This window comes from Cochlodiniinecator piscidefendens (assembly GCF_011326755.1).
In the GTDB taxonomy this organism is placed as follows: domain Bacteria; phylum Pseudomonadota; class Alphaproteobacteria; order Rhodobacterales; family Rhodobacteraceae; genus Cochlodiniinecator; species Cochlodiniinecator piscidefendens.
The window spans coordinates 286,804-312,024 of sequence record NZ_JAAOIE010000003.1 but is presented as its reverse complement, the minus strand read 5'-3'; the positions used below and the strand labels follow the sequence as shown (position 1 = coordinate 312,024).

General features: G+C 51.3%; 24 protein-coding genes. 12 read left to right on the top strand and 12 right to left on the bottom strand.

Annotated features, from left to right (window positions below):
- Positions 1 to 13 precede the first annotated feature (13 nt).
- Together G9C99_RS10405 and ptsP are read left to right on the top strand one after the other, a co-directional pair.
- Positions 14 to 1,252 carry an aspartate kinase gene (locus G9C99_RS10405; protein WP_166417422.1) on the top strand — a complete coding sequence of 413 codons (1,239 nt, stop codon included), beginning with the start codon at positions 14 to 16 and terminating at the stop codon, positions 1,250 to 1,252.
- An 11-nt stretch (positions 1,253 to 1,263) separates the two neighbouring features.
- Positions 1,264 to 3,504: a phosphoenolpyruvate--protein phosphotransferase gene (ptsP, locus tag G9C99_RS10400; protein ID WP_166417421.1), complete on the top strand. Its 2,241-nt coding sequence runs from the start codon at positions 1,264 to 1,266 to the stop codon at positions 3,502 to 3,504.
- Here the strand turns inward: ptsP and G9C99_RS10395 are convergent.
- Positions 3,501 to 3,986 carry a GNAT family N-acetyltransferase gene (locus G9C99_RS10395; RefSeq protein ID WP_166417420.1) on the bottom strand — a complete coding sequence of 162 codons (486 nt, stop codon included), beginning with the start codon at positions 3,984 to 3,986 and terminating at the stop codon, positions 3,501 to 3,503. The genes ptsP and G9C99_RS10395 overlap by 4 nt on opposite strands.
- A 73-nt stretch (positions 3,987 to 4,059) precedes the next feature.
- Here G9C99_RS10395 and G9C99_RS10390 point away from each other — a divergent pair, with 73 nt between their 5' ends.
- The 5 genes from G9C99_RS10390 (at position 4,060) to G9C99_RS10370 (ending at position 7,975) form a co-directional block, all read left to right on the top strand.
- Positions 4,060 to 4,665: a flavin reductase family protein gene (locus G9C99_RS10390; protein WP_166417419.1), complete on the top strand. Its 606-nt coding sequence runs from the start codon at positions 4,060 to 4,062 to the stop codon at positions 4,663 to 4,665.
- A 93-nt stretch (positions 4,666 to 4,758) separates the two neighbouring features.
- Positions 4,759 to 5,628, top strand: coding sequence for an S-methyl-5'-thioadenosine phosphorylase (locus G9C99_RS10385; protein WP_166417418.1), 870 nt, complete (start codon positions 4,759 to 4,761; stop codon positions 5,626 to 5,628).
- A complete protein-coding gene (locus tag G9C99_RS10380) occupies positions 5,625 to 6,896 on the top strand; it encodes an SDR family oxidoreductase (protein ID WP_166417417.1) in 1,272 nt (423 codons plus the stop codon). Before G9C99_RS10385 ends, G9C99_RS10380 begins: the two co-directional genes overlap by 4 nt.
- Complete coding sequence (locus G9C99_RS10375) at positions 6,896 to 7,372, top strand: DUF2269 family protein (RefSeq protein WP_166417416.1); 477 nt, start codon at positions 6,896 to 6,898, stop codon at positions 7,370 to 7,372. The genes G9C99_RS10380 and G9C99_RS10375 overlap by 1 nt, the downstream gene beginning before the upstream one ends.
- A 69-nt stretch (positions 7,373 to 7,441) precedes the next feature.
- Complete coding sequence (locus G9C99_RS10370; RefSeq protein ID WP_166417415.1) at positions 7,442 to 7,975, top strand: adenine phosphoribosyltransferase; 534 nt, start codon at positions 7,442 to 7,444, stop codon at positions 7,973 to 7,975.
- A 125-nt stretch (positions 7,976 to 8,100) separates the two neighbouring features.
- Here G9C99_RS10370 and G9C99_RS10365 read toward each other — a convergent pair whose 3' ends face one another.
- The 10 genes from G9C99_RS10365 to coxB all read right to left on the bottom strand — a co-directional run bounded on the left by G9C99_RS10365 (position 8,101) and on the right by coxB (position 17,035).
- Complete coding sequence (locus G9C99_RS10365; protein ID WP_166417414.1) at positions 8,101 to 9,510, bottom strand: FAD-binding oxidoreductase; 1,410 nt, start codon at positions 9,508 to 9,510, stop codon at positions 8,101 to 8,103.
- A 24-nt stretch (positions 9,511 to 9,534) separates the two neighbouring features.
- Positions 9,535 to 10,119 (bottom strand): GNAT family N-acetyltransferase, encoded by a 585-nt coding sequence (locus G9C99_RS10360; protein ID WP_166417413.1) that lies wholly within the window; start codon positions 10,117 to 10,119, stop codon positions 9,535 to 9,537.
- Positions 10,119 to 11,381, bottom strand: coding sequence for a M16 family metallopeptidase (locus tag G9C99_RS10355; RefSeq protein ID WP_166417412.1), 1,263 nt, complete (start codon positions 11,379 to 11,381; stop codon positions 10,119 to 10,121). The genes G9C99_RS10360 and G9C99_RS10355 overlap by 1 nt, the downstream gene beginning before the upstream one ends.
- Entirely contained in the window at positions 11,378 to 12,766 is a 1,389-nt protein-coding gene (thrC, locus tag G9C99_RS10350; protein ID WP_166417411.1) for a threonine synthase, read from the bottom strand. The genes G9C99_RS10355 and thrC overlap by 4 nt, the downstream gene beginning before the upstream one ends.
- Before the next feature lie 12 nt (positions 12,767 to 12,778).
- Entirely contained in the window at positions 12,779 to 13,453 is a 675-nt protein-coding gene (locus tag G9C99_RS10345) for an SURF1 family protein (RefSeq protein ID WP_166417410.1), read from the bottom strand.
- 79 nt (positions 13,454 to 13,532) lie between these two features.
- Positions 13,533 to 14,333 carry a cytochrome c oxidase subunit 3 gene (locus G9C99_RS10340; RefSeq protein ID WP_166417409.1) on the bottom strand — a complete coding sequence of 267 codons (801 nt, stop codon included), beginning with the start codon at positions 14,331 to 14,333 and terminating at the stop codon, positions 13,533 to 13,535.
- A 26-nt stretch (positions 14,334 to 14,359) separates the two neighbouring features.
- A complete protein-coding gene (locus G9C99_RS10335) occupies positions 14,360 to 14,938 on the bottom strand; it encodes a cytochrome c oxidase assembly protein (RefSeq protein ID WP_166417408.1) in 579 nt (192 codons plus the stop codon).
- Positions 14,935 to 15,120, bottom strand: a complete 186-nt coding sequence (locus G9C99_RS10330) for a hypothetical protein (protein ID WP_166417407.1) — start codon at positions 15,118 to 15,120, stop codon at positions 14,935 to 14,937. The genes G9C99_RS10335 and G9C99_RS10330 overlap by 4 nt, the downstream gene beginning before the upstream one ends.
- On the bottom strand, positions 15,120 to 16,058 hold the full coding sequence (cyoE, locus tag G9C99_RS10325; protein ID WP_166417406.1) for a heme o synthase: 939 nt from the start codon (positions 16,056 to 16,058) through the stop codon (positions 15,120 to 15,122). The genes G9C99_RS10330 and cyoE overlap by 1 nt, the downstream gene beginning before the upstream one ends.
- A gap of 47 nt (positions 16,059 to 16,105) precedes the next feature.
- Positions 16,106 to 17,035 (bottom strand): cytochrome c oxidase subunit II, encoded by a 930-nt coding sequence (coxB, locus tag G9C99_RS10320; RefSeq protein WP_166417405.1) that lies wholly within the window; start codon positions 17,033 to 17,035, stop codon positions 16,106 to 16,108.
- Positions 17,036 to 17,210: 175 nt separating this feature from the next.
- Between coxB and tldD the strand changes: the two genes are divergently transcribed.
- The 5 genes from tldD to G9C99_RS10295 all read left to right on the top strand — a co-directional run bounded on the left by tldD (position 17,211) and on the right by G9C99_RS10295 (position 24,017).
- Positions 17,211 to 18,629 carry a metalloprotease TldD gene (tldD, locus tag G9C99_RS10315; protein WP_166417404.1) on the top strand — a complete coding sequence of 473 codons (1,419 nt, stop codon included), beginning with the start codon at positions 17,211 to 17,213 and terminating at the stop codon, positions 18,627 to 18,629.
- Between the two features lie 69 nt (positions 18,630 to 18,698).
- On the top strand, positions 18,699 to 19,838 hold the full coding sequence (gene dprA, locus G9C99_RS10310) for a DNA-processing protein DprA (protein WP_166417403.1): 1,140 nt from the start codon (positions 18,699 to 18,701) through the stop codon (positions 19,836 to 19,838).
- Between the two features lie 85 nt (positions 19,839 to 19,923).
- The gene (gene topA / locus G9C99_RS10305) at positions 19,924 to 22,533 is read left to right on the top strand and encodes a type I DNA topoisomerase (protein WP_166417402.1); all 2,610 of its coding nucleotides are present in this window, start codon (positions 19,924 to 19,926) and stop codon (positions 22,531 to 22,533) included.
- 144 nt (positions 22,534 to 22,677) lie between these two features.
- Positions 22,678 to 23,373 carry a CoA transferase subunit A gene (locus G9C99_RS10300; protein WP_166417643.1) on the top strand — a complete coding sequence of 232 codons (696 nt, stop codon included), beginning with the start codon at positions 22,678 to 22,680 and terminating at the stop codon, positions 23,371 to 23,373.
- A gap of 14 nt (positions 23,374 to 23,387) precedes the next feature.
- The gene (locus G9C99_RS10295) at positions 23,388 to 24,017 is read left to right on the top strand and encodes a 3-oxoacid CoA-transferase subunit B (protein WP_166417401.1); all 630 of its coding nucleotides are present in this window, start codon (positions 23,388 to 23,390) and stop codon (positions 24,015 to 24,017) included.
- Between the two features lie 34 nt (positions 24,018 to 24,051).
- Here the strand turns inward: G9C99_RS10295 and G9C99_RS10290 are convergent, their stop codons facing one another.
- Positions 24,052 to 24,870, bottom strand: coding sequence for a lytic transglycosylase domain-containing protein (locus G9C99_RS10290; protein WP_166417400.1), 819 nt, complete (start codon positions 24,868 to 24,870; stop codon positions 24,052 to 24,054).
- Between the last annotated feature and the right edge of the window lie 351 nt (positions 24,871 to 25,221).

The window sequence follows — 25,221 nt, the reverse complement described above, 5'->3', positions numbered from 1 at the left end:
GAAGGGGCTGTCCATGCCACTATTGGTAATGAAATTCGGGGGCACTTCAGTTGGCTCCCTTGACCGGATCAAACGCGCAGCAAAACGTGTCGGCGTCGAAGTCGCAAAGGGCTACGACGTTATTGTTATCGTTTCAGCTATGTCTGGAAAGACCAATGAATTGGTTGGGTGGGTGTCTGAAACCTCACCACTATTTGATGCACGCGAATATGATGCTGTCGTCAGTTCCGGTGAAAACGTGACCGCAGGCCTTATGGCTCTGACGCTACAGGAAATGAATGTTCCCGCCCGCAGCTGGCAGGGCTGGCAGGTGCCATTAAAGACTACATCTGCACACTCCGCTGCGCGGATTGAAGAAATCCCAACCGACAACATCAATGCCAAATTTGGCGAAGGTATGAAAGTTGCTGTTGTCGCAGGTTTCCAAGGCATTAGCCCTGAAGGCCGTATCACCACGCTCGGACGTGGTGGGTCTGATACAACGGCCGTCGCTTTTGCCGCTGCATTTGATGCGGAACGTTGTGACATCTACACTGACGTTGATGGGGTCTACACAACCGACCCTCGCATCAGCGACAAAGCGCGTAAGCTTGATAAAATCGCTTTTGAAGAAATGCTGGAACTTGCCTCACTTGGTGCGAAAGTTCTGCAAACCCGCTCTGTTGAACTCGCGATGCGCTTTAATGTGAAGCTGCGCGTTCTATCCAGCTTTGACGAACAAACTGATACATCCGGCACACTGGTCTGTGACGAGGAGGAAATCGTGGAATCTAATGTCGTATCTGGCGTCGCCTATTCCCGCGACGAAGCAAAAATGACCCTACTGTCGGTTGCCGACCGTCCAGGCATTGCCGCCGCTATTTTTGGCCCATTGGCCGAAGCAGGCGTAAATGTGGACATGATCGTGCAGAATATCTCTGAAGATGGCCGCACTGACATGACATTCTCCTGCCCCGTCGATCAGGTTGCGCGTGCGCAAAACGCGATGCAGGCTGCGAAGGACGCAGGTGAAATTAACTATCACGATTTGGACGCTGATACCGATGTTGCTAAGGTTTCTGTTGTTGGCATTGGCATGCGATCCCACGCAGGTGTTGCTGCAAAAATGTTCAAATCCCTTCAAGATGAAGGCGTGAATATCAAAGTCATTGCAACTTCTGAGATTAAAATTTCTGTCCTCATCGATAGAAAATATATGGAACTTGCGGTCCAAGCCCTGCATGATGCTTTTGAATTAGAAAAAGCTGCGTAAGCTGGGGGCCCATGGCCGAACAAACAGAAAGTGAAAGTCGCAAGCTCCTCGGGCGCTTGCGCGAAGCGCTTGCAGATGACAGCGCGGGACAGGCTCGACTGGATCGGATCACGCATCTTATTGCGGATTCGATGCAAACCGAAGTGTGTTCAATCTACCTGTTTCGCGACGAAGACACATTAGAACTTTGCGCAACTGAGGGGTTAAACCCCGAAGCGGTTCACCAAACGCGTCTCAAAATTGGCGAAGGTTTGGTGGGACGTGTTGCCAAATTCACGCGCCCTATCAACGCTGCGAACGCTCCGCAAACCAAAGGTTTCAGGTTTATGCCCGAAACCGGTGAAGAAATATTTTCATCGTTTTTGGGTGTTCCCGTACAGCGTCTTGGCGAACGACTGGGTGTTCTAGTCGTTCAATCAAAAGAAGAGCGCGAATTTTCAAACGACGAAGTTTACGCACTCGAAGTGGTTGCGATGGTTCTGGCTGAAATGACAGAACTCGGTGCCTTTGTCGGCGAAGGCGCAGCGCTATCTCCGCTGCACAAACAACCGACAATGATCCGCGGTGACATCGCCCAAGAAGGTGTAGCCGAAGGTCATATCTATCTACATGAAGCACGGGTCATTGTAACAAACCCAATCGCAGATGACCCTGACGTTGAAATCAAACGGTTAAACGAAGCTGTTGAAATGCTTCGGGTGTCCGTCGATGAACTGCTCGAAAATGCAGGTACAGCTGACAAAGAACAGCTACAGGTTCTCGAAGCATATCGAATGTTCGCCAATTCCAAAGGTTGGATGCGGCGCATGACAGAAGACATTGCGCGCGGCCTATCTGCCGAAGCCGCAGTGGAAAAAGAACAATCGACAGCTCGGGCACGTATGGCACAAGTTCCCGATGCCTATTTGCGTGACCGCCTTCACGATTTAGATGACCTATCAAATCGACTTTTGCGCATTCTCACCGGACAAGGACAACACACCGGGGCAGAAATGCCTGCGGACCCCATTCTTGTTGCGCGCAATATCGGCCCAGGTGAATTGTTAGAATATGGTAGATCCCTAAAGGGGATTATTCTCGAAGAAGGGTCCGTCGGTTCGCATGCAACTATCGTAGCACGTGCGCTTGCCATTCCTCTGATTATTCATGCAACCCGTATCACCAACGAAGCGCTGAACGGCGATCACGTTATGATAGACGGCGAACAAGGTATTGTTCACCTACGCCCAGACGAAACAGTCGTTGGGGCGTTTCGCGACAAAATGGCCATGCAGGCAGATGCACAAGAGCGCTATTCATCTATTCGCGACAAACCAGCTGAAACCCTGTCAGGTGAATTCATTCAGTTGGATATGAACGCCGGGTTGATGGCCGATCTGCCGTCATTGGATAATTCTGGTGCCGAAGGCGTTGGGCTTTTCCGAACTGAACTTCAGTTTTTGATCCACAATAAAATGCCGAAACGTGCGGAACTTGCTTCACTCTATTCGCGTGTTTTAGATGCCGCTCATACCAAGCCGGTGATCTTTCGCACCCTCGATATCGGGTCCGATAAAGTTCTGCCGTTTATGAAGCCACAAGATGAACCGAACCCCGCGCTTGGATGGCGTGCAATACGGGTTGGGCTAGACAAACCGGGCGTTTTACGGATGCAGGCCCAAGCATTGCTAAGGGCGGCAAATGGTCGGCCATTGATGGTCATGTTCCCAATGGTTGCCCAGTTCGAGGAGTTTAAAGCCGCAAGAGATTTGTTCCTAAGGGAGGTTGAGCGAGAAGGAAGGCTTGGCCATAGCTTGCCCGGTATTCTGGAAATCGGGGCTATGCTTGAAACCCCATCATTGGCTTTTGCGCCCAAACAGTTTTTTGATCTGGCTGACTTTATTTCTATCGGCGGCAATGATCTGAAACAGTTCTTTTTTGCCGCAGACCGAGAAAATGAACTCGTACGGAAACGCTATGACACTCTGAACGTGAGCTTCCTCAGCTTTATCGAACAAATCGTAGAACGCTGTGCGACCTCAAATACAAAGCTATCCTTCTGTGGCGAAGATGCCGGAAGACCACTGGAGGCTCTGTGTTTTGCGGCAATGGGCCTTCGTACGTTGTCTATGCGTCCAGCATCAATCGGCCCGGTAAAACATATGCTACGGCGTTCCAATTTGGCGGACGTCAGGCAGGTGATTGATGATGCACGCAACAACGGCGTCCAATCCGTCCGCCCATCCCTCATGGAATACCTTAAGTCGACTTAAGCGTTTTTTTCGACAGTACCGCTGACTCCTTCCCAAACGCCCGTATGCAAAGCATACCCCAGAATACGTTCAGGGTTGGTCGGCGGGGGCATTATAATGCCTGACAACTTCTCAAATCCAAATTTGCCATAATATGGTGCATCTCCAACAAGCAATACGCGCTGCCAATCATGTTCTTCAGCAATTTGCAAACTTTCACGGACCAAGAAACCTCCCAAACCCTCACCTTGGCGTGTTGGATGAACCGCCACAGGCCCAAGAAGGAGTGCAAAAGCACCACCAATCCGAACCGGCCAATACCGAATAGCCCCGGCCAAAATGCCATCGTCATCGCGTGCAACCAATGACAGCTCAGCTACGGATGGCACACCATCACGTAAGCGATAGGAAGACAGCGCCTCTCGACCCGGTGCAAAACACAGATCATAAAGCGCTTCGACTTCCCACCAGTCATCTGAATTTTCTTGGCTGAGCTTATACACGGCCGCTGTCCCTTTTTTCTGGCATCGCCCCTAACACGGCGTTACTTCTGGGGCAAACAGAATGGACAACGCAATGTTTTACCAACCAAAAGACGGGCATGGTCTGCCGCATAACCCTTTCAATGCAATTGTAAGTCCTCGACCAATTGGATGGATCTCAACGCGGGATAAAAATGGGCAAGACAACATCGCGCCATATTCATTTTTCAACGCCGTAGCTTATGAACCACCACAGGTCATGTTCGCCTCAACTGGCAAAAAAGACGACCAGCAAGATTCAAAAGACACCGTTAGCAATATTCAAGAGACCGGTGCATTCTGCGTCAATGTTGTTGGGTTTTCAGAATTGCACGCGATGAACCTCACATCGGGTGATTATCCTGCGTCTGAAGATGAATTCACACGTGCAAACCTCGAAAAGACCGAATGCCAACAGATTTCATGTCCGCGCATTGCCCATGCGCCTGCTTCGCTTGAGTGTAAATTAACACAGATTATACGGCTCCCCGGTGCAAATAATTTTGCTGTTTTCGGCGAGGTCATAGGGGTTCACATCCGCGATGATTGTGTCGTTGACGGGCATTTTGACGTTACGACGTATCAACCTCTCGCGCGGTTAGGCTATCGCGATTATACGCATGTTACCGATGTCTTTAGCTTGGAGCGCCCAGAGGAATAGGTCGAAAACAACCCAAGCGGCCGGCGGAACCTTTCCTATTTCTCCCTTTGGATAAATCCCCTAACTTGCGATAAAACAACTGGAGGCAGTTCTATGAAAACAATGATTGGCGTTATCGGCGGTTCCGGCATCTATGAAATGGACGGCTTAAAAAACGCTGAATGGCAAACAGTATCAGGCCCTTGGGGCGCTCCTTCAGATCAGATCTTGACCGGTAGCTTGAACGGGGTAGACATGGCGTTTTTACCACGCCACGGGCGGGGACATGTTCATTCTCCAACAACGGTGCCTTACCGCGCGAACATCGACGCGCTGAAACGAATTGGTGTCACCGACGTCATCTCTGTATCCGCTTGTGGCTCTTTGAACGCTGAAATGGCGCCCGGCGAATTTGTTATTGTTGATCAATTTATTGATCGCACATTTGCCCGCGAAAAATCATTCTTCGGGGATGGCTGTGTTGCCCATGTCAGTGTTGCACATCCAACCTGCCCACGCCTATCTGACGCTTGTGAAACAGCCGCAACTGACACCGGCATAAAGGTGCATCGTGGCGGCACATACCTTGCAATGGAAGGACCGCAGTTTTCGTCACTCGCAGAATCAAAAATGTATCAAAGTTGGGGCTGCGACGTCATTGGCATGACCAATATGCCCGAAGCCAAACTCGCCCGCGAAGCTGAGCTATGTTATGCCTCTGTCGCGATGATTACAGATTTTGACTGCTGGCACCCAGACCACGGAGCCGTTGACGTTGCGGATGTCATTCGCACCCTTACGCAAAACGCAGGGAAAGCCAGATCATTAATCAGTAAGCTGCCAAACTTGCTGGGTGCTGAACGCGCGCCCTGCCCTCACGAATGTGATCGCGCCCTAGAATTCGCCATTATGACAGCCCCAGAAAAACGCGACCCCGCAGTGTTGGCCAAATTGGACGCCATCGCCGGGCGTGTTCTTTCATGACCGAAAAGGTTCTTTTGCTAGGCGCGGATGGTTTCATCGGCCGCCATATTGCTTTTGGATTGCGAACACGAGGGTATCATGTCCTTGCCAGCGCACGACGAACCAACCGGCTTTCGGAAATGGGTTTTGATACGCTGCAAGCAGATCTGACTGCCCCCGAAACACATAGATCAGATTTTTGGAAACCACACCTTCAAGACGTGAAGTTCGTAGTTAATTGTGCGGGCCTATTGACGGGTTCTCATACTGTTTTTGATGCAGTGCATGCCAAAGCCCCTGATGCAATTTACGGTGCACTACCAGAAGGCGCACGGGGGGTTTTATTGTCTGCGGTGGGGATCGATGCGGATACAAAGTTTTCCCATTATCGCAAGCTCGGTGAAAGTATCGCCATCAAACACAATATCACGATCTTGCGGGCCGGGTTGGTCATGGCTGATACCTCTTATGGGGGCAGTTCGCTTCTTCGTGGGCTTGCCAGTCTGCCCTTTGCAACACCTGTTATTGGAACTGGTGAACAACAGCTTAACCCCATTCACGCTGATGACTTATGCGAAGTGATCCACAGATGCTTTTCGGTAAACTTAGCACCTCAGCCGCATGACATCGGCGGTCCCGAATATGTTAGCCAATCCGCATTAATCGCTAAATTGCGTGGTTGGATGGGCCTTCCAAAAACGCGCGTATTCAAAACCCCAGACACCATTGCACGTTTGGTCGGGCGACTTGGCGATTTTTGTAAGCTGGGGCCAATTTCGACAATCGCTTTGGATCAGTTTAAATCGGGTGTCACCGCAAACCATTCCCCCCTTTGTGATAAACTGGACTATACGCCGCGAGGTGTGAGCGCCTTTTTAAACGCACGCCCCGCCGGAACGCAGGACGTGTGGCACGCGCGTCTTTATTTGCTACGCCCCATCCTTCGGTTCACTCTCGCATTTATGTGGTTCATTTCGGGGCTACTGGGTTTATTCCTCCCGAGCCAAGCCTTCCTTCCTCTGCTCTCAGAGGCGCCGTTTTCCGATACAACATTGATCTTTCTCGCACGTGGCGGTGGGTGCGTCGATTTGTTAATCTCGGCCGCACTCATACGTGGTTTTGCTTTGCGCAAAATTACATGGTTACAAATCGGGATGGTCGCGGGTTACACGATCGGCATCACCCTACTTTCGCCGATGCTTTGGTTGTTACCAATCGGAGGGCTGCTAAAAAATCTACCGATACTTGTGTTATTAACCCTCTATATGATCCTTGAGGACGAACGCTAATGGACCCTTATTTTCTCGCCAAATGGGTTCATATCCTCAGCTCAACTGTCCTGTTTGGAACAGGAATGGGCACAGCATTTCAGATGGTCTGGGCTATGCGCACAAGGCGCGTAGAAACGATACACTCCGTTTCAAGTGGGGTGGTCATAGCCGATTGGATTTTCACAACACCAGCTGGATTACTCCAGCCCATCAGTGGGTTATGGCTCATTTCCCTCACCGGATACTCCTTAACGGCCCCTTGGCTTATGCTAACCTATGGCCTCTATGTTCTCGCCTTTGTTTGCTGGGCACCGGTTGTGCACCTTCAAATGCGTATCAGAGACCTCGCAGCCACTGCACTATCTGAAAACAAGCCCCTACCCGCCGAAGCCCATCGCTTGTTTCGCATCTGGTTCGTCTTGGGATGGCCAGCCTTTGGGGCGCTAACAGGCATTTTTTACCTAATGGTCGCAAAACCTACCCTCTGGGGGTAATGCCGCGTTGCACCTACGCCGTCCTATGCGTATCAATTTAATCGACAAATCAATTGCGAAGGGACTGTCATGAAAAAGACCGTCAAAGACTACATCCGCACCATCGTAGATTTCCCCCACGAAGGCATAATGTTTCGGGATATCACGACCTTGTTCGCCGATCCACGCGGATTTCGGATGGCAATTGATCAGATGCTTCACCCCTACGCGGGTGAACCAATTGATAAAGTTGTTGGACTGGAAGCTCGCGGTTTCATTTTAGGTGGGGCTATCGCGCATCAGCTTTCGGTTGGTTTTGTTCCGATCCGTAAAAAGGGAAAGCTGCCGGGCAGAACCATCAGCCAAGATTACAAATTGGAATATGGCGAAGCGATCGTAGAAATTCATGACGACGCGATTAAGCCCGGTGAAAAGGTTCTGGTCGTTGATGACCTACTCGCCACAGGCGGAACAGCCGAAGCTGGAATCAAATTACTTGAACGTCTAGGCGCTGAAATCGTCGGGTGTGCGTTCATTATCGACCTTCCGGAATTGGGCGGTCGTCAAAAGTTAGAAAAACTCGGTATGGATGTGTTTTCTCTTTGTAAATTCGAAGGTTTGTAAACGATCCAGTAACAGTTTGCATCTTATCCTAACGCTGCCCGCTACCTACGGGCGCTGCTTGTAAACACACGTGAAGTGTTTCGCCCTGTCCCTCACCGGACGGGGCGTTTCTTTTTGGGTTAATCTCAAGGAACAATCACACCCGGGTTCATTATACCCAATGGATCAAGTGCGCTTTTAATAGCCACCATAGTCGCCAATTTGGCAGGGTTGGCATAGCGTATTAACTCAGTTGTTTTAATCCGCCCAATGCCATGCTCCGCGCTAAATGAGCCTTCAAATTCGGCTACGAGATCATGGATAATCCGTTGCACGTCGGAGCGCATTGGTTTGAATTTTTCCAACGTTTCACCCTTTGGGGGAAAAACATTGAAGTGCAAATTTCCATCGCCAAGGTGTCCAAAACAGTTTACGCGGACAGATCCATATTCACTCAAACGCTGCGTCGCAACTTCGATAAACGTGCCGATTTCCCCGAGCGGGATCGAAATATCATGACTACCGATTGCGCCAATCTTTCGATTTGCCAACGGAATGCTTTCGCGCAGTGTCCAAAACTCGGCCTGCTGGGATTCGGATTGGGCGATCACGCCGTCTGTCACAATACCCGTCGAAAATGCATGTGAAAAAATGCGTTCTAAGGCAGCCTGCGCAGATGTGTTCGCCGACAACCCAAAGTCGATCAATACCATCCACTCCGGAAAGCTCTCAAAGGGCAGACGCACCTCAGGCATTGTTTCTGCTAAAAAAGACAATGCCGTTTTTGAAATCAACTCAAACGCTGTAACCCCTTCGCCGACTTCGCCCCGTGCTATCGATAGCAACTTCAATGCGGCTGCGGGATTGGAAACAGCCATAAATGCTGTGCCATTGTTTTGTGGCCGGGGAAACAAACGCAGTGTTGCCGCCGTAATAACTCCCAATGCACCTTCCGCACCGATCATGAGATTGCGTAGATCAAATCCGGTGTTGTCTTTGCGCAATCGGGTAAGCCCATTCAGAATCTCACCGTTCGGAAGGACAGCCTCAAGCCCCAAACACAAATCGCGGGTATTTCCGTACCGTAAGACATTCACCCCCCCCGCGTTCGTCGCCAAGTTACCCCCGATTTGACAGCTTCCTTCCGACGCTAATGACAAAGGGAAAAGCCGATCATGGTCTTTTGCTGCCGACTGCACATCGGCCAAAATTGCACCGGCGTCCGCAACCAATACGTTTTCATCCGGGTGAACGGAGCGAATTTTATTCATGCGTTCTAACGACAGAATTAACGGTGCTGGTCCATCTGGCATAACTTGCCCACCGACAAGACCAGTCCCGCCACCATAGGGAACGATACCTACATTATGCTCTGCACATTGGCGAACCACTTGGCTGACTTCTTCGGTCGTTCTTGGAGCGGCAAGCGCTCCTCCCGTCCCCTTATAATAGCGACGAGGCTCTTCGAGATAGTTGGGGGTCAGCGGGCGCAACAGACCGCTGGGCAGGCTTTTTTCGAGTACTTCGCAAAAGGCGGCGTCGGCTGGATTTAACATTGCTATTTCCTTTGATCGCCAAGTCTACCCGATATCCGTACGGCCACGGCGATCCATCCGTAGATTGGCATAGAGCACATGTGAGCGCCAGCGCCCATCGATTTGCAAATAGCTTTGTGCGACACCTTCGTATTTAAACCCCGAACGTTCTAATACGCCACGAGAGGCCTTATTTTCAGGCAAGCAGGCCGCTTCGATCCGGCTGAGATCGAGGACCTTAAAGGCATAGTGAACAACACCTTCAATAGCTTCGCGCATGTAGCCTTGCCGCGCAAAGCGTGCGCCAACCCAATACCCTAAAGTTGCAGCCTGTGCGGGGCCACGCCGAATGGTATCCAGCGTTAAGGCCCCTATCAGTGCCTGATCTTCGCGACGTACCATAAAGAGTGGAAGCGCCGCACCAGAACTAATAGACCGCTGCGCCCAATACACCCGATTGGTAAAAGACTTACGACTAAAATGATCCTGCGCCCAACTGGGTTCCCATGGTTTCAGGAAATCCGCGCTGTCGCGGCGTAAATTCACCCAATCCGTATGATCGCTATGCTGCGGCGGGCGCAGCATCATCCGTTCGGTTTCGATCTGAACTTTGCTTTTACGTGCAAACATCAGTGTTTCAGGCCCGCCTCAATTTTCGCACGTGTAAGATTTTGACCAACAGGACCATACAAAGCAAGCGTCGGCGCAGATTTTGACAACATGTCTTCAGCCACGCGGCGCACATCAGCGACGGTAACACTATCAATCTTTTGAACGACTTCTGCCGGTGTTGGCACACGTCCCCAAATGGCGACCATACGTGCAATGCGTTCTGCGCGATTGGAAGCACTCTCAAGCCCCATCAGCATACCTGCCTTCATTTGCGCGCGTGCGCGATCAACTTCAGCGGCTGTCATGTCGTCCACACTCCGCTTCAGTTCTGAGATCGTAATATCTGCCAGGTCACCGACTTCTTCGCCGCTGGTTCCCGCATAAATCGTGGTCATGCCAGAATCATCAAATGCGCCGGTTTGCGCAAAAATCGTGTAGCAGAGCCCACGCTTTTCGCGCACTTCTTGGAACAGCCGTGATGACATCCCGCCGCCCAAAGCACCGGTATAAATCTGCGCAGCGTAAATATCAGGATCGCGGTAATTTGGTCCCTCAAATCCCAATGCAAAATGCACCTGTTCCAGGTCCTTCTGAACGATCCGCTCCCCGCCTTTATAAGAAGCTTGTTCAACAGTTGGCGCACTACGCGAAGTGAGATGGCCAAACGTTGCTTCAGCCAATCGGACAAGTTGGTCATGATCTACGGCGCCTGCTGCACTCAGGATCATCCGTTCAGGACCGTAATGTTCTTTAACAAATCCTGATAGGTCTTCTTTTCCAAACGCACGAATGCGCTCTTCTGGACCTAAAATAGTGCGGCCTAGGGCTTGATCAGGATAGGCATCTTCTTGCAGCCAATCAAAAATCACATCGTCAGGTGTATCAAGCGCCTGACCGATTTCCTGTAAAATTACGCCACGTTCAATTTCGATCTCGTTTGGATCAAACGCAGGATTCAGCAAAATGTCCGAAATAACATCAAATGCCAGCGGCACGTCCTGTTCCAGAACCCGCGCGTAATAGGCTGTCATTTCGCGGCTGGTATAAGCGTTTATAAAACCACCGACATCTTCGATGGCTTCTGCGATTTCCAATGCATTGCGACGTTCAGTACCTTTGAACGCCATATGTTCCAGAAAATGTGCAATCCCATTTTGTTCAATACGTTCGTTGCGCGCACCAGCGTTAACCCAAATACCGACAGAAGCTGAGGCAAGCCCGGGCATCTGTTCGGTTACAATACGAAACCCGTTAGATAGGGTGTGGAGTTGAACTGTCACCGGGCGATACGCTCTCGTACGAGTGTTTCAAGCGCAGTAAGATCGTTCTCGACCTCTGTGACCCGTTCATCGCGTGCGAATAGATTAGCCATACGTGGTGGCAGCGGCGCATCTTGACCACAAGCCGCTTTGACGGCAGCCGGGAACTTCGCAGGGTGGGCCGTTGCCAAAGTGATCATCGGCGTTGTTCCCAAGTGGGGCACCGCCACCTTTGCGCCAATGGCTGAATGCGGACAAAGCACTTCGCCGGTGCGTGCGAACATGTCTTTGATCGTCGCGGAGGTTTCGTCCTCAGAAACGCGTCCTGAATGGAACAACTCACGCAAGCCTTGAATAGCGCCTTGCGACACATCAAAGCTGCCTTTGTTTTTTAGATCATCCATCAACTGGGAAACAGCATTCCCGTCACGGCCATAGACATCGAATAGTGCACGTTCAAAATTTGAACTGACCTGAATATCCATGGACGGACTGATCGACGGTGTTACACCCATCGTTTCATAGGTGCCCGTGGTCATAGTCCGGTGCAGAATGTCGTTTTGGTTGGTCGCGATGACCAGCTTATCAATCGGCAAGCCCATGCGCTTTGCGATGTAGCCCGCAAAGATATCGCCAAAGTTCCCCGTTGGCACGGTGAATGATACTTCCCGGTGTGGCGCGCCCAACGCAACAGCCGACGAGAAGTAATATACAACCTGTGCCAAAACACGCGCCCAGTTGATTGAGTTCACACCAGCCAAACGCACGCCATCGCGGAATTCAAAGTCGTTAAACATGTCTTTCAGACGGGCCTGACAATCGTCGAAGTCCCCGTGCATCGCTAAGGCGTGTACATTGGATTCTGTTGGCGTAGTCATCTGCCGACGCTGAACCTCAGAAACACGGCCATGCGGAAACAAGATAAATACATCAACAGCGTCCAAACCGCGGAACGCCTCGATCGCTGCGGACCCAGTATCGCCAGAGGTCGCACCAACAATCGTGACCTTTTCGCCACGACGGGCCAATGCCGCCTGGAACAATTGCCCGATCAACTGCATGGCAAAATCTTTGAATGCAAGTGTCGGACCGTGGAACAATTCTAGTAAGAAGTGATTTTGACCAAGCTGCACCAAAGGGGCGCGTGCATCATGCCCAAAGCCTGCATAGGCCTTTGCGATGATGTCCGCAAATTCGCTATCGGTGAACGTGTCACCAATGAAAGGCCGCATAACTCGAAACGCAATTTCTTCGTACGAAAGGCCAGCCAAAGCAGCGATATCGCCCTTTGACATGGTTGGGATGGTTTCGGGCACATAAAGCCCCCCATCGCGGGCCAGACCCGTTAACATAGCGTCTTCGAATGTCAGAACCGGGGCAGTACCCCGTGTAGAGATATATTTCATCGACCTTAGCCTTTAGAGTACATTCCGCCTGATACGCCAGACGAGAATGGATGTCATCCCAAACCATATGATTGCAAGTGAAAACCAAGTCACAGCATAGCCCAAGTGATCATTGGAAATTGCGCTGCTGTCTACAGGTAATGGTGTCACCAAACTATTTATTTCCGAGGTTTCCCTTAAAATCACAAAAACTGGTTCTGTATTGAGCACTTCGGCAATCGCATCCGCATCTCGTGCAAACCAGATATTCGCGTCAAGATCCGGTTCGGGTGTATAACCGTCGACTTCGACGGGAGTGTGGAGGTTACCGATCACAACGGCTTCTCCTGAGGGGCGTTCACGGTTTACATGTTCGTCACGTACAAATCCGCGATCGACCAAAATGCGGCGCCCGCTTTCGGTGACGAACCCTTCGACGATCCTGTAGGCGGGACCAATGTTTTTGACACTGATCAATACGTGCACTGCATCTCCTGTGAAATGCCCTCGCACCTCGACGGGTTGATAATCCTGAGGTTGCGATAATGCGTGTTCCAACGGGATGGCAGGCGCTGCGATAAAACTATCAATCTCGGCCAGCACACTTTCTTTCCACTGAAGTCTTTGAATTTGCCAGACGCCCAAACTGATAAGAATAGCCGTCCCTATCAAACCAAACACCATTGGAAAGATCATCTTTTTCGTCACGGGATGCCCCCAAAAGTAAAAAACGCGAAGCTTCAGCTCCGCGTTTTTCTTTAGTCTGTTTAGTGACTGACTTTCAAGCTCAGCCGCCCCAAATGTAAACAGAAGCGAACAAGAAGAGCCATACGACGTCAACAAAGTGCCAGTACCAAGCTGCCGCTTCAAATCCGACATGCTGTTCTTGTGTAAAGTGCCCCTTCATCGCGCGCAGCATACATACCAACAAAAAGATGGTCCCGATGATAACGTGGAAACCGTGGAAGCCTGTCGCCATAAAGAAGTTAGCGCCGTAGATGTTTCCAGAGAACCCAAATGCAGCGTGGCCATATTCATAGCCCTGCAAGAACGTAAAGATCGCACCTAAGACAACCGCTATCAAAAGACCATTGATCATGTCTTTGCGGTTGTTTTCATGCGCCAGCGCATGGTGTGCCCAAGTACATGCAGCACCAGAGCACAGCAGGATAAGTGTGTTGATCAATGGCAAATGGAACGGATCGAATGTTTCGATTCCAACCGGAGGCCAAACGCCATCAATTGCAGGTGAATCAGGACCCATTGGGTACAGCGCGTGTTTGAAGAACGACCAGAACCACGCAGAGAAGAACATAACCTCTGACATGATGAACATGATCACGCCAAGGCGTAAACCAATGCGAACAACAGGTGTATGGTCGCCAACCTGTGATTCTTTGATAACTTCAGACCACCAGCCAAACATGACATACAGCACCAGCGCTAGGCCGATGAAGAACATATAAGGGGAGTCGTTGGACATCCACATAACCGCGCCAAACAGCATAACGAAGGCGCCAACGGCACCGAGCAGCGGCCACATTGACGGCGGGAGGATGTGATAGTCGTGATTCTTTTCGTGTGCCATGCGCGTCCCTCGCTAGGTCCTTTTTATCAGTTATAGCTGACTGAGGTTTCTTCTGCCAAGCTGGCAGTTTCCTCAGGCAGATCTGTTTCATAGAAAGTATAAGACAATGTGACCGTGTGCACATATTGCGCTTCGCGGTCCTCAGTCAATTCGGGGTCTACAAAGAAAGTAACCGGCATTTGTACCCGTTCACCGGGTTGCAACACCTGCATTTCAAAGCAGAAACAGTCAATTTTAGTAAAATACGCACCTGCTGAATATGGCGTCACATTATAGCTCGCACTGCCCGCAATTGGGCGATCCGTAGGGTTGTATGCCTCATAAAAAGCGAGCCCTGTTTCACCGATCCGGATTTCCATTTCTGTCGCCATTGGGGTGAATTCCCAAGGCATATCGCGATCCAGAGACGCATCAAAACGCACCGTCATCATGCGATCCAATACAACATCGGACCCAGCAGAAGCGCTTTGCGTGGTGCCGCCAAAGCCCGTCACTTTACAAAACCAATTGTAAAATGGGACAGACGCCCAGGCCAACCCGCCCATAAGCACAACAACCCCAACGAGGCTAAGTGCAGTTTTTGAATGATTTTGATGCTCATTCATTCGCTGATGCCTTCATTGATAATTCCGTTGCTCGCGTCATATCCGGTTGCAACATCCACACCTTTGACTTTGGCAATCGTCAGGCCAAAGACGATGGCAACAAATGCGGCAAGCACTACACCTAACCCAACGTTGCGGCCTTGGCGTCGCGTGTGTAATTCGTGATCTTTGGCAATAGCCATCACCAGCCTCCTAAGCCGAAGGGACGGAGTGTTGCTTCAAGCAACAAAGCTCCGAAATGAAGGAAGAGATAAATGAGCGACAATTTGAAAAACTTCCGCTCAACTTTGTGAGAATCTGCATCAGATTGCGCATCGTCACGCCGCCAAATATCAACTGCGCCCTTCACGAACCATAAGTTCATACCCAGCGCCAGCACAAGATAAAGCGGTCCACCAATGGAGGTAAAACCAGCGCCAATCGCAACAGGTGCTAGCAGCAGCGTGTAAATCAGAATATGCGTCCGCGTCGCCTTGCGACCATGGGTAACTGTCAGCATCGGTACTTTTGCTTTGTCGTAATCTGACTTTACGAACAAAGCCAACGCCCAGAAATGCGGCGGTGTCCACATAAAGGTAATCATAAACATCAGCACGCTTTCGACTGAAATGCTACCTGTCGCGGCCGCCCAGCCTATCATCGGAGGAAATGCGCCAGCCGCACCACCGATAACGATGTTCTGCGGCGTCCAGCGCTTTAGCCACATCGTATATATCACGACATAGAAAAAGATCGTAAAAGCCAGCAAACCCGCGGCAACCCAGTTGGCGGCAAGGCCGAGCATAATCACCGAAATCGCGGAGAGCGTCATTCCGATAGCATAAGCTTCGCCAGTCGTCACCTTGCCCGAAGGAATCGGCCGCGACTGTGTGCGTTTCATCACTGCATCAATATCAGCGTCCCACCACATATTCAGCGCACCCGAGGCACCGCCGCCAATTGCGATGAACAAAACAGAGGTAAAAACCACCATAGGATGCACGGGCACAGGTGCGACCATCAAACCAACAAAGGCGGTAAAAACAACTAATGACATAACCCGTGGCTTTAACAAGGCCACAAAGTCACGAAAACCGGCCTCGCCAGTTTCTGAAGTCATATCCATACTTGTATCAGTCATGACAGCCCCCCCGAGAGGCGGGCCAGCTTAATGGCCCGTCACAGGTTTTAGTCGATTGATGCAACGGTCAAAGTTTGCGGTAGACCAGCATATTCTTCAGTGGCCCGTAGGAGCCATGCATCATATTCTTCTTGGCTCACCACTTTGATCGTGATTGGCATATAAGTGTGATCTTTTCCGCAAAGTTCAGAACATTGTCCGAAATAGACGCCTTCGCGATCGGCGTTGAACCAAAGCTCTGCTAACCGCCCTGGTACGCCATCTTGCTTAACACCCAGTGCTGGAACAGCCCAACTATGAATCACATCTGATGCTGTCACCTGAACAACAACAGTAGAGTTCACCGGAACAACAACAGCGGTATCTGTGGCAAGCAAGAACTCATCACGAGAATAACCCCAACGTGCCAGAAGTGCTTCCATCGCGTCGTCTAAGATGAATGGCTGCACATCCGCATCCAATTCAGAATCGAGAGTCGCGTTTGAGCCAAGCATATAGCTATCAAAGCCAAAACCTTGATCCGCGTATTCGTATGACCAATACCACTGATTGCCAGTTGCCTTGATCGTGATGTCTGCTTCTGGAATTTCTTGCTGGTTAAACAAAACTGGCAAGGAGAACGATCCAATTACAACCAAAACGGCGATTGGCACGATTGTCCAAGCAACTTCGAGAGGTGAGTTATGTGTAAATGTCGCAGGAGTTTTGTTGGCACGCTGATTGTAGCGTACAATCACAATCGCCAAAAGCGCGACGACGAACAGCACAACAATTGCACATACGACCAACAGCAAGTTATCTAAAAACTGCTGTTTCACCGCCCCAGTCGAAGAGGCAGGCTGTAGGCCTATAGCGCCATCTACCGGAGCGCCGATGATCTCAAGGCCTTCGATTCCGTCCTGAGCTGCTACCATAGTTGATGATGCAGCTACCCAAAAAGCGGCCGTAAGACCGCGTAAAATGCTGTTTGCTCGCATTTTTGTTTCCCAATTTGCGTCCCGACGACAAATATCGCCTTCGAGTCACCAATCATGTTAGTGACCCATTGTGTCCGGCTCCGTTGAAACCATATTACGGAGGAGGGAACAAGTGAATCCTGCGCGGCAAACAGCCGCTTCTGTGATTTATTCACAAAAACCAGACGGAGTAACCATGGCACAAGCCCCATTTCGCCCTTTTGAAACCGATCTTGATGAATCAGTCGCACTTTCTCAACTCCGCGAAGCGACCCATGGCGCGGATGATGGGGAATTATTCCTAGAACGCCGCCGCGCTGAAGCATTGGTTTTAGATGACGGACGCATCAAAACCGCTAGCTACGACGCCTCTGAGGGATTCGGGTTGCGGGCCGTCAAAGGTGAAACAGCAGGCTATGCTCACTCAACAGAGTTATCTGAGTCGGCCATCAAGCGCGCAGTCGAAACTGCCCGGCTCGCAGTAGGTGATGGAGGCGGCACGTTGGCTGATGCCCCTGCGCGCACAAACAGTAAACTTTACACCGACAATGACCCGCTAACCGACGCAGAATTCTCTGTTAAAATCGATGTATTAAAGGAAATTGACGATTTCTTACGCAGCCTTGATTCTAGAGTTGTTCAGGTTTCGGCTACGCTCATGGCCTCTTTGCAGGAAATCGAAATTCTGCGCCCAGAGGGTTCACGTTTCACGGATGTACGCCCCATGGCCCGCATGAATGTATCCGTTATCGTTGAATACGAAGGCCGCCGTGAAAGCGGAAATGCAGGTGGTGGTGGACGTATAAACCTCGCGGGTTTGATGGAACGCAGCCATTGGGAATCAGCTGCACGCGAAGCCCTGCGCATCGCATTGGTTAATCTTACGGCTGTCCCCGCACCTGCTGGGGTCATGGATGTTGTTCTTGGCGCGGGTTGGCCCGGCGTTCTTTTGCATGAAGCTGTAGGGCACGGCCTAGAAGGTGATTTCAATCGAAAAGGCAGCTCGGCGTTTGCAGGCATGATTGGTCAACAGGTTGCGTCGAAAGGTGTGACTGTTCTTGATGATGGCACCATTCCCGATCGCCGTGGATCGATTACTTTTGATGATGAGGGCACTCAATCTGGCAAAAATGTCCTCATTGAAGACGGAATATTGGTGGGTTACATGCAGGATCGCCAAAACGCGCGTCTCATGGGCGTTGAGCCAACAGGAAACGGACGTCGCGAAAGCTACGCCCATGCTCCGATGCCACGCATGACCAATACTTATATGTTGGGCGGTAATTCTGATCCTGCGGACATCGTAGCCGACTTAAAAGACGGAATTTACGCTGTCGGCTTTGGCGGTGGTCAAGTTGACATCACCAACGGCAAATTCGTTTTCTCCTGCACGGAAGCCTACCGGGTCGAGAATGGTAAAGTCGGAGCCCCCGTCAAAGGGGCCACTCTTATTGGCGACGGCCCCGAAGCCATGAAACGCATCCGCGCGATGGGTAATGACATGAAACTGGACCCCGGTGTAGGCAATTGCGGCAAAGCCGGCCAATGGGTCCCAGTCGGCGTTGGGCAACCGACACTTATGGTGAGCGGCTTGACCGTTGGTGGGGCTGGATAAGAAAGCTCGCGATTCACGGGTCGTTAACACATTTTAACCATGCTCTGAGTCGTTTACGACGGAGCCCCTATGTCACAGGATTTGTTTGCACAGCCCCAGATAACCGCGCCTCTTTCATCAGAGGAGCGGTTTGCCCGACTGCGTTTATTTCGCTCACGCCGCGTGGGAGTTGCGACATTTCATAGGCTCTTACAGGAGTATGGCTCAGCAGTTCGCGCGTTAGAGGCATTACCTCAAATCGCGCAATCCGCTGGTGTGAAAGAATACGAAGCCTGTCCCTTGCCCGTTGTGCAGGCCGAAATCAGCGCCGCAAAAAGAACCGGAGCCAAGCTCATTTGCCATGGCGAGGCACATTATCCTATGGCGCTGAATGACCTTGTTGATGCCCCACCTCTTCTATGGACGCGTGGAGATCAAACCTTGTTGTCGCAACCCGTTATTGCTCTTGTGGGTGCGCGCAATGCCTCGAGTCTTGGAACGCGGATGGGGCGAAAACTTGCTGCAGAACTTTCAGAGGCCGGGTTTGTTGTCGTTTCAGGCATGGCCCGCGGTGTTGATGCCGCAGCACACCAAGGTGCCTTAGAGCGCGGTACGATTGCAGCTCTGGCTGGAGGCGCTGATGTCATCTACCCCACGGAGAACACTGAACTCGCCAGAGACATTCTTGACCAAGGATTAATCATATCTGAGCAACCTATCGGCATGCAGCCTCTTGCGCGCCACTTCCCGTTGCGCAATCGCATTATTTCAGGTCTGGCCCAAGCCGTTGTTGTCGTCGAAGCGGCCTTAAAATCAGGCAGTCTCATCACAGCGAAAAATGCACTTGATCAAGGTCGCGAAGTCTTAGCGGTACCCGGCCATCCAATTGACGCACGCGCCTCTGGGTGCAACGCATTGATCCGGGACGGGGCCACCTTGATACGAAATGCCGCAGACGTCATAGAAGCAATTTCACTGCCGGAACCATCGCCCCCCCCTACTCCGCCCGAACCTCAGGTAGCACCGCCTCCGTCGTCGCGAACTCTGGAGGAAACCGCCGCACTCCATCAACAAATCCTTGATCGGTTAGGCCCTAGCCCTTTGGCCGAGGATCAACTGATCCGAGATTTAAAACTCTCCGCCCGCCACATCAATCCTGAGCTTACCACGCTCGAGCTTGAGGGGCGCATTGAGCGGCGATCTGGTGGCCTTTTAACCCTAATTCGCTAAGTTCGTCTTACATGCCATTGACATTTCACAGCTTCCGTCCCCATTTTGCGCGGCCATAAGCTCGTGCAGAGTCGAGAGGAATTTTATGCCCGTAGTCGTTGTCGAATCCCCGGCGAAAGCCAAAACAATTAATAAATATCTAGGCGATAACTTTACTGTGCTGGCCTCCTACGGGCACGTTCGCGATTTGCCGCCCAAAGATGGCTCAGTCGATACTGAGAACGAATTCGATATGACTTGGGAAGTCGGATATGATTCCCGCAAGCACGTCAAAGCCATTGCTGATGCGCTAAAAGACGACGACGAACTGATTCTCGCAACCGACCCCGATCGCGAAGGAGAAGCGATCAGCTGGCATTTGCAGGAAGCCCTGACAAAACGGCGCGCGATTAAAAAATCGACCGATGTAAAACGGGTTGTCTTTAACGCAATTACAAAAACCGCCGTCACCGAGGCAATGAAAAACCCGCGCGATGTTGATGCTCCTTTGGTCGAAGCATATCTTGCCCGGCGCGCACTTGATTATCTGGTTGGCTTTAAATTGTCCCCGGTTTTGTGGCGCAAATTGCCTGGTGCTAAATCGGCTGGTCGCGTGCAATCAGTCTGTCTACGCCTTATCGTAGAGCGCGAAATGGAAATCGAAGCCTTCAACGCTCGCGAATATTGGTCAGTCAAAGCCATTCTTCAAACGCCGCGCGGTCAAGAATTCGAAGCCCGACTCACCGTTTTAGGCGGTAAAAAGCTCGATAAACACAGCATCGAAAATGAAACCGCTGCTGAATTGGCTGTTCAGGCCATCACATCGCGGGATCTCAAAATTGCGTCTGTTGAGGCTAAGCCTGCCAACCGCAACCCATCTGCGCCATTCATGACGTCTACCTTGCAACAAGAAGCCAGCCGTAAATTTGGCTTCGGGGCGCGTCAAACCATGTCGACAGCTCAACGTTTGTACGAAGCAGGCTACATAACCTACATGCGAACCGACGGCATTGATATGGCCCCGGAAGCAATTAGCGCGGCACGCGAAGAGATTGGCAATCGGTATGGCGCGTCTTACGTGCCGGAAACACCGCGCGTTTACAAAAACAAAGCCAAAAACGCCCAAGAAGCGCACGAATGCATTCGGCCAACAGATATGTCTGTCGACGCTGCACAATTGGCACGGCTAGAGCCAGATCAGCGTAAGCTCTATGATTTGATCTGGAAACGCACCCTTGCCAGCCAAATGGCTCAGGCGCGGCTTGAACGGACAACCGTTGAAATCCTGAGCGGCGACAGCCAAGTAGGCCTGCGCGCAACAGGGCAAGTCATGTTATTTGACGGTTTCATGAAAGTGTACGAAGAAGGGCGCGATGATAGTGTTGTCGATGACGACGACAAACGACTGCCTCAAGTGATGGAAGGCGAAGTTGCGGCGAAGTCTTCGATTTCACCTGAACAGCATTTCACCCAGCCGCCCCCGCGCTATACAGAGGCCACATTGGTCAAGCGTATGGAAGAGCTCGGGATTGGCCGTCCATCCACCTACGCATCAGTCATTACGACGATCCAAGACCGCGAATATGTACGCAAAGATAAAAACCGCCTGTTTCCCGAAGACAAAGGCCGAATTGTTACGATATTTTTGCTAAACTATTTCCGCAAATATGTTGGCTATGAATTTACCGCGAACCTCGAACGTGAACTTGATGACGTTTCAGCCGGTGAGATGGATTATAAGGCTGTGCTTGATCGGTTCTGGAGGGATTTCTCTGCGGCAATCGCGGAAACCTCCGAACTGCGCATTACCGAAGTTTTAGACACGTTAGACGAAGTCCTTGCGCCCCAGCTTTATCCTGCGCGTGAGGATGGTAGTGATCCGCGTGTCTGCCCGCTTTGCGGCGAGGGCAAACTGCACCTTAAAACATCACGGACTGGTGGATTTGTTGGATGTGGAAACTATCCTGAATGCAAATACACCCGCCCCATCGCAGGCGATGCAGCTGATGGCGGAGACCGTGTATTAGGCGAAGACGAAGGTGACGAAATTTCGCTGCGCTCTGGACGTTTCGGCCCATATGTTCAACGGGGCGAAGCCACCGAAGAAGTCAAAAAACCGCCGCGCTCTAGCCTGCCAAAAGGCTGGTCTCCCGACGACATGACTCTTGAAAAAGCGGTCATGCTGTTACAGTTGCCTCGTTTGGTCGGCGCCCACCCAGAAGATAGCGAACCTGTTGAAGCTGGCCTTGGGCGCTTTGGCCCATTTGTGCGCCATGGCAGAACTTATGCGAACCTTCCGTCGATTGAGGATGTGTTTTCTGTTGGGATGAACCACGCAGTTGAGTTGATCGCCCAAAAGGCAGCAAAAGGCGGTCGTGGAGCAGCAGCCAAGCCCCTTAAGGAACTCGGCGAGCACCCCGACAGCGGTGGTCCCGTGAATGTCATGGAAGGCCGCTACGGACCATACGTGAAGTGGGAAAAGGTCAACGCCACCATTCCTAAAGAGGTCGAACCAGCCGACGTAACCATGGAAATGGCTGTTGTGTGGATCGAAGAAAAAGCCGCAAAAAAGAAACCGGCGAAGAAAAAGGCCCCAGCCAAGAAACCTGCTGCTAAGAAAGCTACCGCAAAGAAACCAGCGGCGAAGAAAAAGCCCGCTGCGAAAAAGGCCCCGGCTAAAAAAGCTGCCGAAGCCAAGACCACAGAAACTGAATGAAGTTTAAAACGCCTCGCTTTTGCGGGGCGTTTTTCTGTGCACCGAACGAAGTAATGTTTCAACGGTTGCCGCAACGCAGCAATTTATTGACACTGCAACAAACTCTCGTCAAAACTCTGGCAACGAATTTTGATGGAGATCATGATGAAGAAAGTCTACGGCTCAGCCGCCGAGGCCTTGGAGGGGCTCCTCCATGATGGAATGTTCATCGCAGCAGGCGGATTTGGCCTGTGCGGCATACCTGAATTACTGCTGCAAGCGATCAAAGACGCGGGCACCAAAGATCTGACCTTTGCCTCAAATAATGCTGGTGTTGACGATTTTGGTATCGGGATTTTGTTGCAAACCAAGCAAGTCAAAAAAATGATCTCTTCTTATGTTGGCGAAAATGCAGAATTCATGCGTCAATATCTGTCAGGTGAGCTTGAGCTGGAATTCAACCCTCAAGGCACACTCGCAGAGCGCATGCGCGCTGGTGGTGCAGGTATTCCTGGCTTTTACACCAAAACGGGTGTCGGCACCGTCATCGCAGACGGCAAAGAAGAAAAAACCTTCAATGGTGAAACCTACATCATGGAAGAAGGAATTTTTGCGGATCTGGCTATCGTGAAAGCATGGAAAGCCGATGAAACAGGCAACCTTGTATTCCGTAAAACCGCCCGCAACTTCAATGCGCCGGCTGCGACTTGCGGAAAAATCTGCATCGCCGAAGTCGAAGAAATTGTGCCAACGGGATCATTGGATCCTGATTCAATCCATCTCCCGGGTATTTATGTGAATCGCATTGTGCAGGGTGATCACGAGAAACGCATCGAACAACGCACAGTGCGTCAGGCTTAAGGAAGGGCAACATTATGGCTTGGGATAGAAACCAAATGGCTGCCCGCGCGGCGCAAGAGCTTCAGGATGGTTGGTACGTTAATCTTGGGATCGGAATTCCGACCCTCGTGTCAAACTACATCCCGGAAGGTGTAGAAGTAACGCTCCAATCTGAAAATGGCATGTTGGGCATGGGTCCCTTCCCCATTGAAGGAAGCGAAGACGCTGACCTGATCAATGCAGGCAAGCAAACCATTACGGAACTTCCGCAAACAGCGTATTTCGATTCAGCGCAATCCTTTGCGATGATCCGTGGCGGTAAAATCGCAATGGCGATTTTGGGCGCGATGGAAGTTGCTGAAAACGGCGACCTCGCGAACTGGATGATTCCCGGCAAGCTGGTCAAAGGCATGGGCGGCGCGATGGACCTCGTTGCAGGTGTTGGTCGTGTTGTTGTGGTAATGGATCACACGTCCAAACATGGCGACAGCAAATTGCTAAAGGAATGCACGCTCCCACTCACCGGGAAAGGTGTTGTTGATAGGATCATCACCAACCTTGGTGTGTTCGATGTTGTTGAGGGCGGATTAAAACTGATCGAATGCGCTGAAGGCGTATCTGAAACAGAAGTGCGCGCTGCAACCGAAGCAACGCTTGTAAACTAATTAGCAGTGCCGGGACCAACCCGGCACTCTTCTCCTACCCATCCGCGCGCCGAAACACACAGCCATCTGTAATGAACTCCGGCGGCGTCAGGCAAAGTCCCCGCGCCACCTGCCAAGCCGCCAAAACTTTGGGCACGTAATTTCGCGTTTCCGCATAGGGTGGCACCCCGTTATTTGAACGCACAGCATTTTCGCCCGCATTGTACGCCGCAAGAACCAAAACCGGATCTCGATCAAATTGGCTTATCAACCAATCGAGGTATTGCACCCCACCTGATATGTTTTGTGCTGGGTCATTCGCATCTGTGACACCGAACCGTTCCGCCGTCGCAGGAATGAGCTGCATTAACCCCTGAGCCCCTGCACTGCTTATCGCCTCTGCACGCCCGGCTGATTCCACCCAGATAACGGCCAATGCAAAAGCAGGCGAAACATCCGTACCCACCGTCGCAATTAATATATCAGTTCCATAAGACTGCGCTACAGCGTGGATATCCTGTAGGCGCGGTGCTGACGGGGCCCGCCCCTGAGCTGCATTTGTTAACGCGCTCATTGCCTCAGAGAGCCGCCCTGGGCTTTGCGCGGACAAATCAGGCGATACGACCTCCCAAAACCAATCTTGCGTTTCACCGGCGTCAGAATGCGTGCCTGTGGACGAAGACGCAGGGCTTTCAGCAAGCGCCTCACTTTCTCCCCCCGCCTGAACCGTTATCCGAGGGCCTGAATGGCTTGCAGAGGGTACCGGCACCCGACGGAACGAAAAATCAGGATAGGGCTCTGGATCCTGAGCCAACACAGGAATCACCTGCAAAAAGAAGGCAAACAAAACCCCACATCCTATGCGCCAAGCCATTTTCAATACCTTCATCACGATAACTGCAGCCAATTTCGCAAAAAACCACCCTAACCGCCAGTTCTAACCCGTTAACCATGCTTCAATTACGCCACATTTGGGCCAAATATACGAATAACACCTTAACGCTCAAAAGTTTAATCAGTTTTTTAACACACAATAACAATAGCTTAATACGTTATTTCGGCTTTTTCTGCTTCGTTCCAAAAAAGTACGAACTGCGCCCAACTGTTGCCCGAATCCAAGTGCTTTATCGCTGCATACCAAGACGGCAACGGGCCAAACGATAACGGCCCAAGCCAAACTGTAGTGAAATACAACGAACAAACTTAGAGGGAATACTCCAATGCT

Coding starts and splice junctions, on each gene's coding strand:
- G9C99_RS10405 (WP_166417422.1), top strand. CDS start 14: ATGCCACTATTGGTAATGAAATTCGGGGGCACTTCAGTTGGCTCCCTT.
- ptsP (WP_166417421.1), top strand. CDS start 1,264: ATGGCCGAACAAACAGAAAGTGAAAGTCGCAAGCTCCTCGGGCGCTTG.
- G9C99_RS10390 (WP_166417419.1), top strand. CDS start 4,060: ATGTTTTACCAACCAAAAGACGGGCATGGTCTGCCGCATAACCCTTTC.
- G9C99_RS10385 (WP_166417418.1), top strand. CDS start 4,759: ATGAAAACAATGATTGGCGTTATCGGCGGTTCCGGCATCTATGAAATG.
- G9C99_RS10380 (WP_166417417.1), top strand. CDS start 5,625: ATGACCGAAAAGGTTCTTTTGCTAGGCGCGGATGGTTTCATCGGCCGC.
- G9C99_RS10375 (WP_166417416.1), top strand. CDS start 6,896: ATGGACCCTTATTTTCTCGCCAAATGGGTTCATATCCTCAGCTCAACT.
- G9C99_RS10370 (WP_166417415.1), top strand. CDS start 7,442: ATGAAAAAGACCGTCAAAGACTACATCCGCACCATCGTAGATTTCCCC.
- G9C99_RS10365 (WP_166417414.1), bottom strand. CDS start 9,510: ATGTTAAATCCAGCCGACGCCGCCTTTTGCGAAGTACTCGAAAAAAGC.
- G9C99_RS10360 (WP_166417413.1), bottom strand. CDS start 10,119: ATGTTTGCACGTAAAAGCAAAGTTCAGATCGAAACCGAACGGATGATG.
- thrC (WP_166417411.1), bottom strand. CDS start 12,766: ATGAAATATATCTCTACACGGGGTACTGCCCCGGTTCTGACATTCGAA.
- G9C99_RS10340 (WP_166417409.1), bottom strand. CDS start 14,333: ATGGCACACGAAAAGAATCACGACTATCACATCCTCCCGCCGTCAATG.
- G9C99_RS10335 (WP_166417408.1), bottom strand. CDS start 14,938: ATGAATGAGCATCAAAATCATTCAAAAACTGCACTTAGCCTCGTTGGG.
- G9C99_RS10330 (WP_166417407.1), bottom strand. CDS start 15,120: ATGGCTATTGCCAAAGATCACGAATTACACACGCGACGCCAAGGCCGC.
- cyoE (WP_166417406.1), bottom strand. CDS start 16,058: ATGACTGATACAAGTATGGATATGACTTCAGAAACTGGCGAGGCCGGT.
- coxB (WP_166417405.1), bottom strand. CDS start 17,035: ATGCGAGCAAACAGCATTTTACGCGGTCTTACGGCCGCTTTTTGGGTA.
- tldD (WP_166417404.1), top strand. CDS start 17,211: ATGGCACAAGCCCCATTTCGCCCTTTTGAAACCGATCTTGATGAATCA.
- dprA (WP_166417403.1), top strand. CDS start 18,699: ATGTCACAGGATTTGTTTGCACAGCCCCAGATAACCGCGCCTCTTTCA.
- topA (WP_166417402.1), top strand. CDS start 19,924: ATGCCCGTAGTCGTTGTCGAATCCCCGGCGAAAGCCAAAACAATTAAT.
- G9C99_RS10300 (WP_166417643.1), top strand. CDS start 22,678: ATGAAGAAAGTCTACGGCTCAGCCGCCGAGGCCTTGGAGGGGCTCCTC.
- G9C99_RS10295 (WP_166417401.1), top strand. CDS start 23,388: ATGGCTTGGGATAGAAACCAAATGGCTGCCCGCGCGGCGCAAGAGCTT.
- G9C99_RS10290 (WP_166417400.1), bottom strand. CDS start 24,870: ATGGCTTGGCGCATAGGATGTGGGGTTTTGTTTGCCTTCTTTTTGCAG.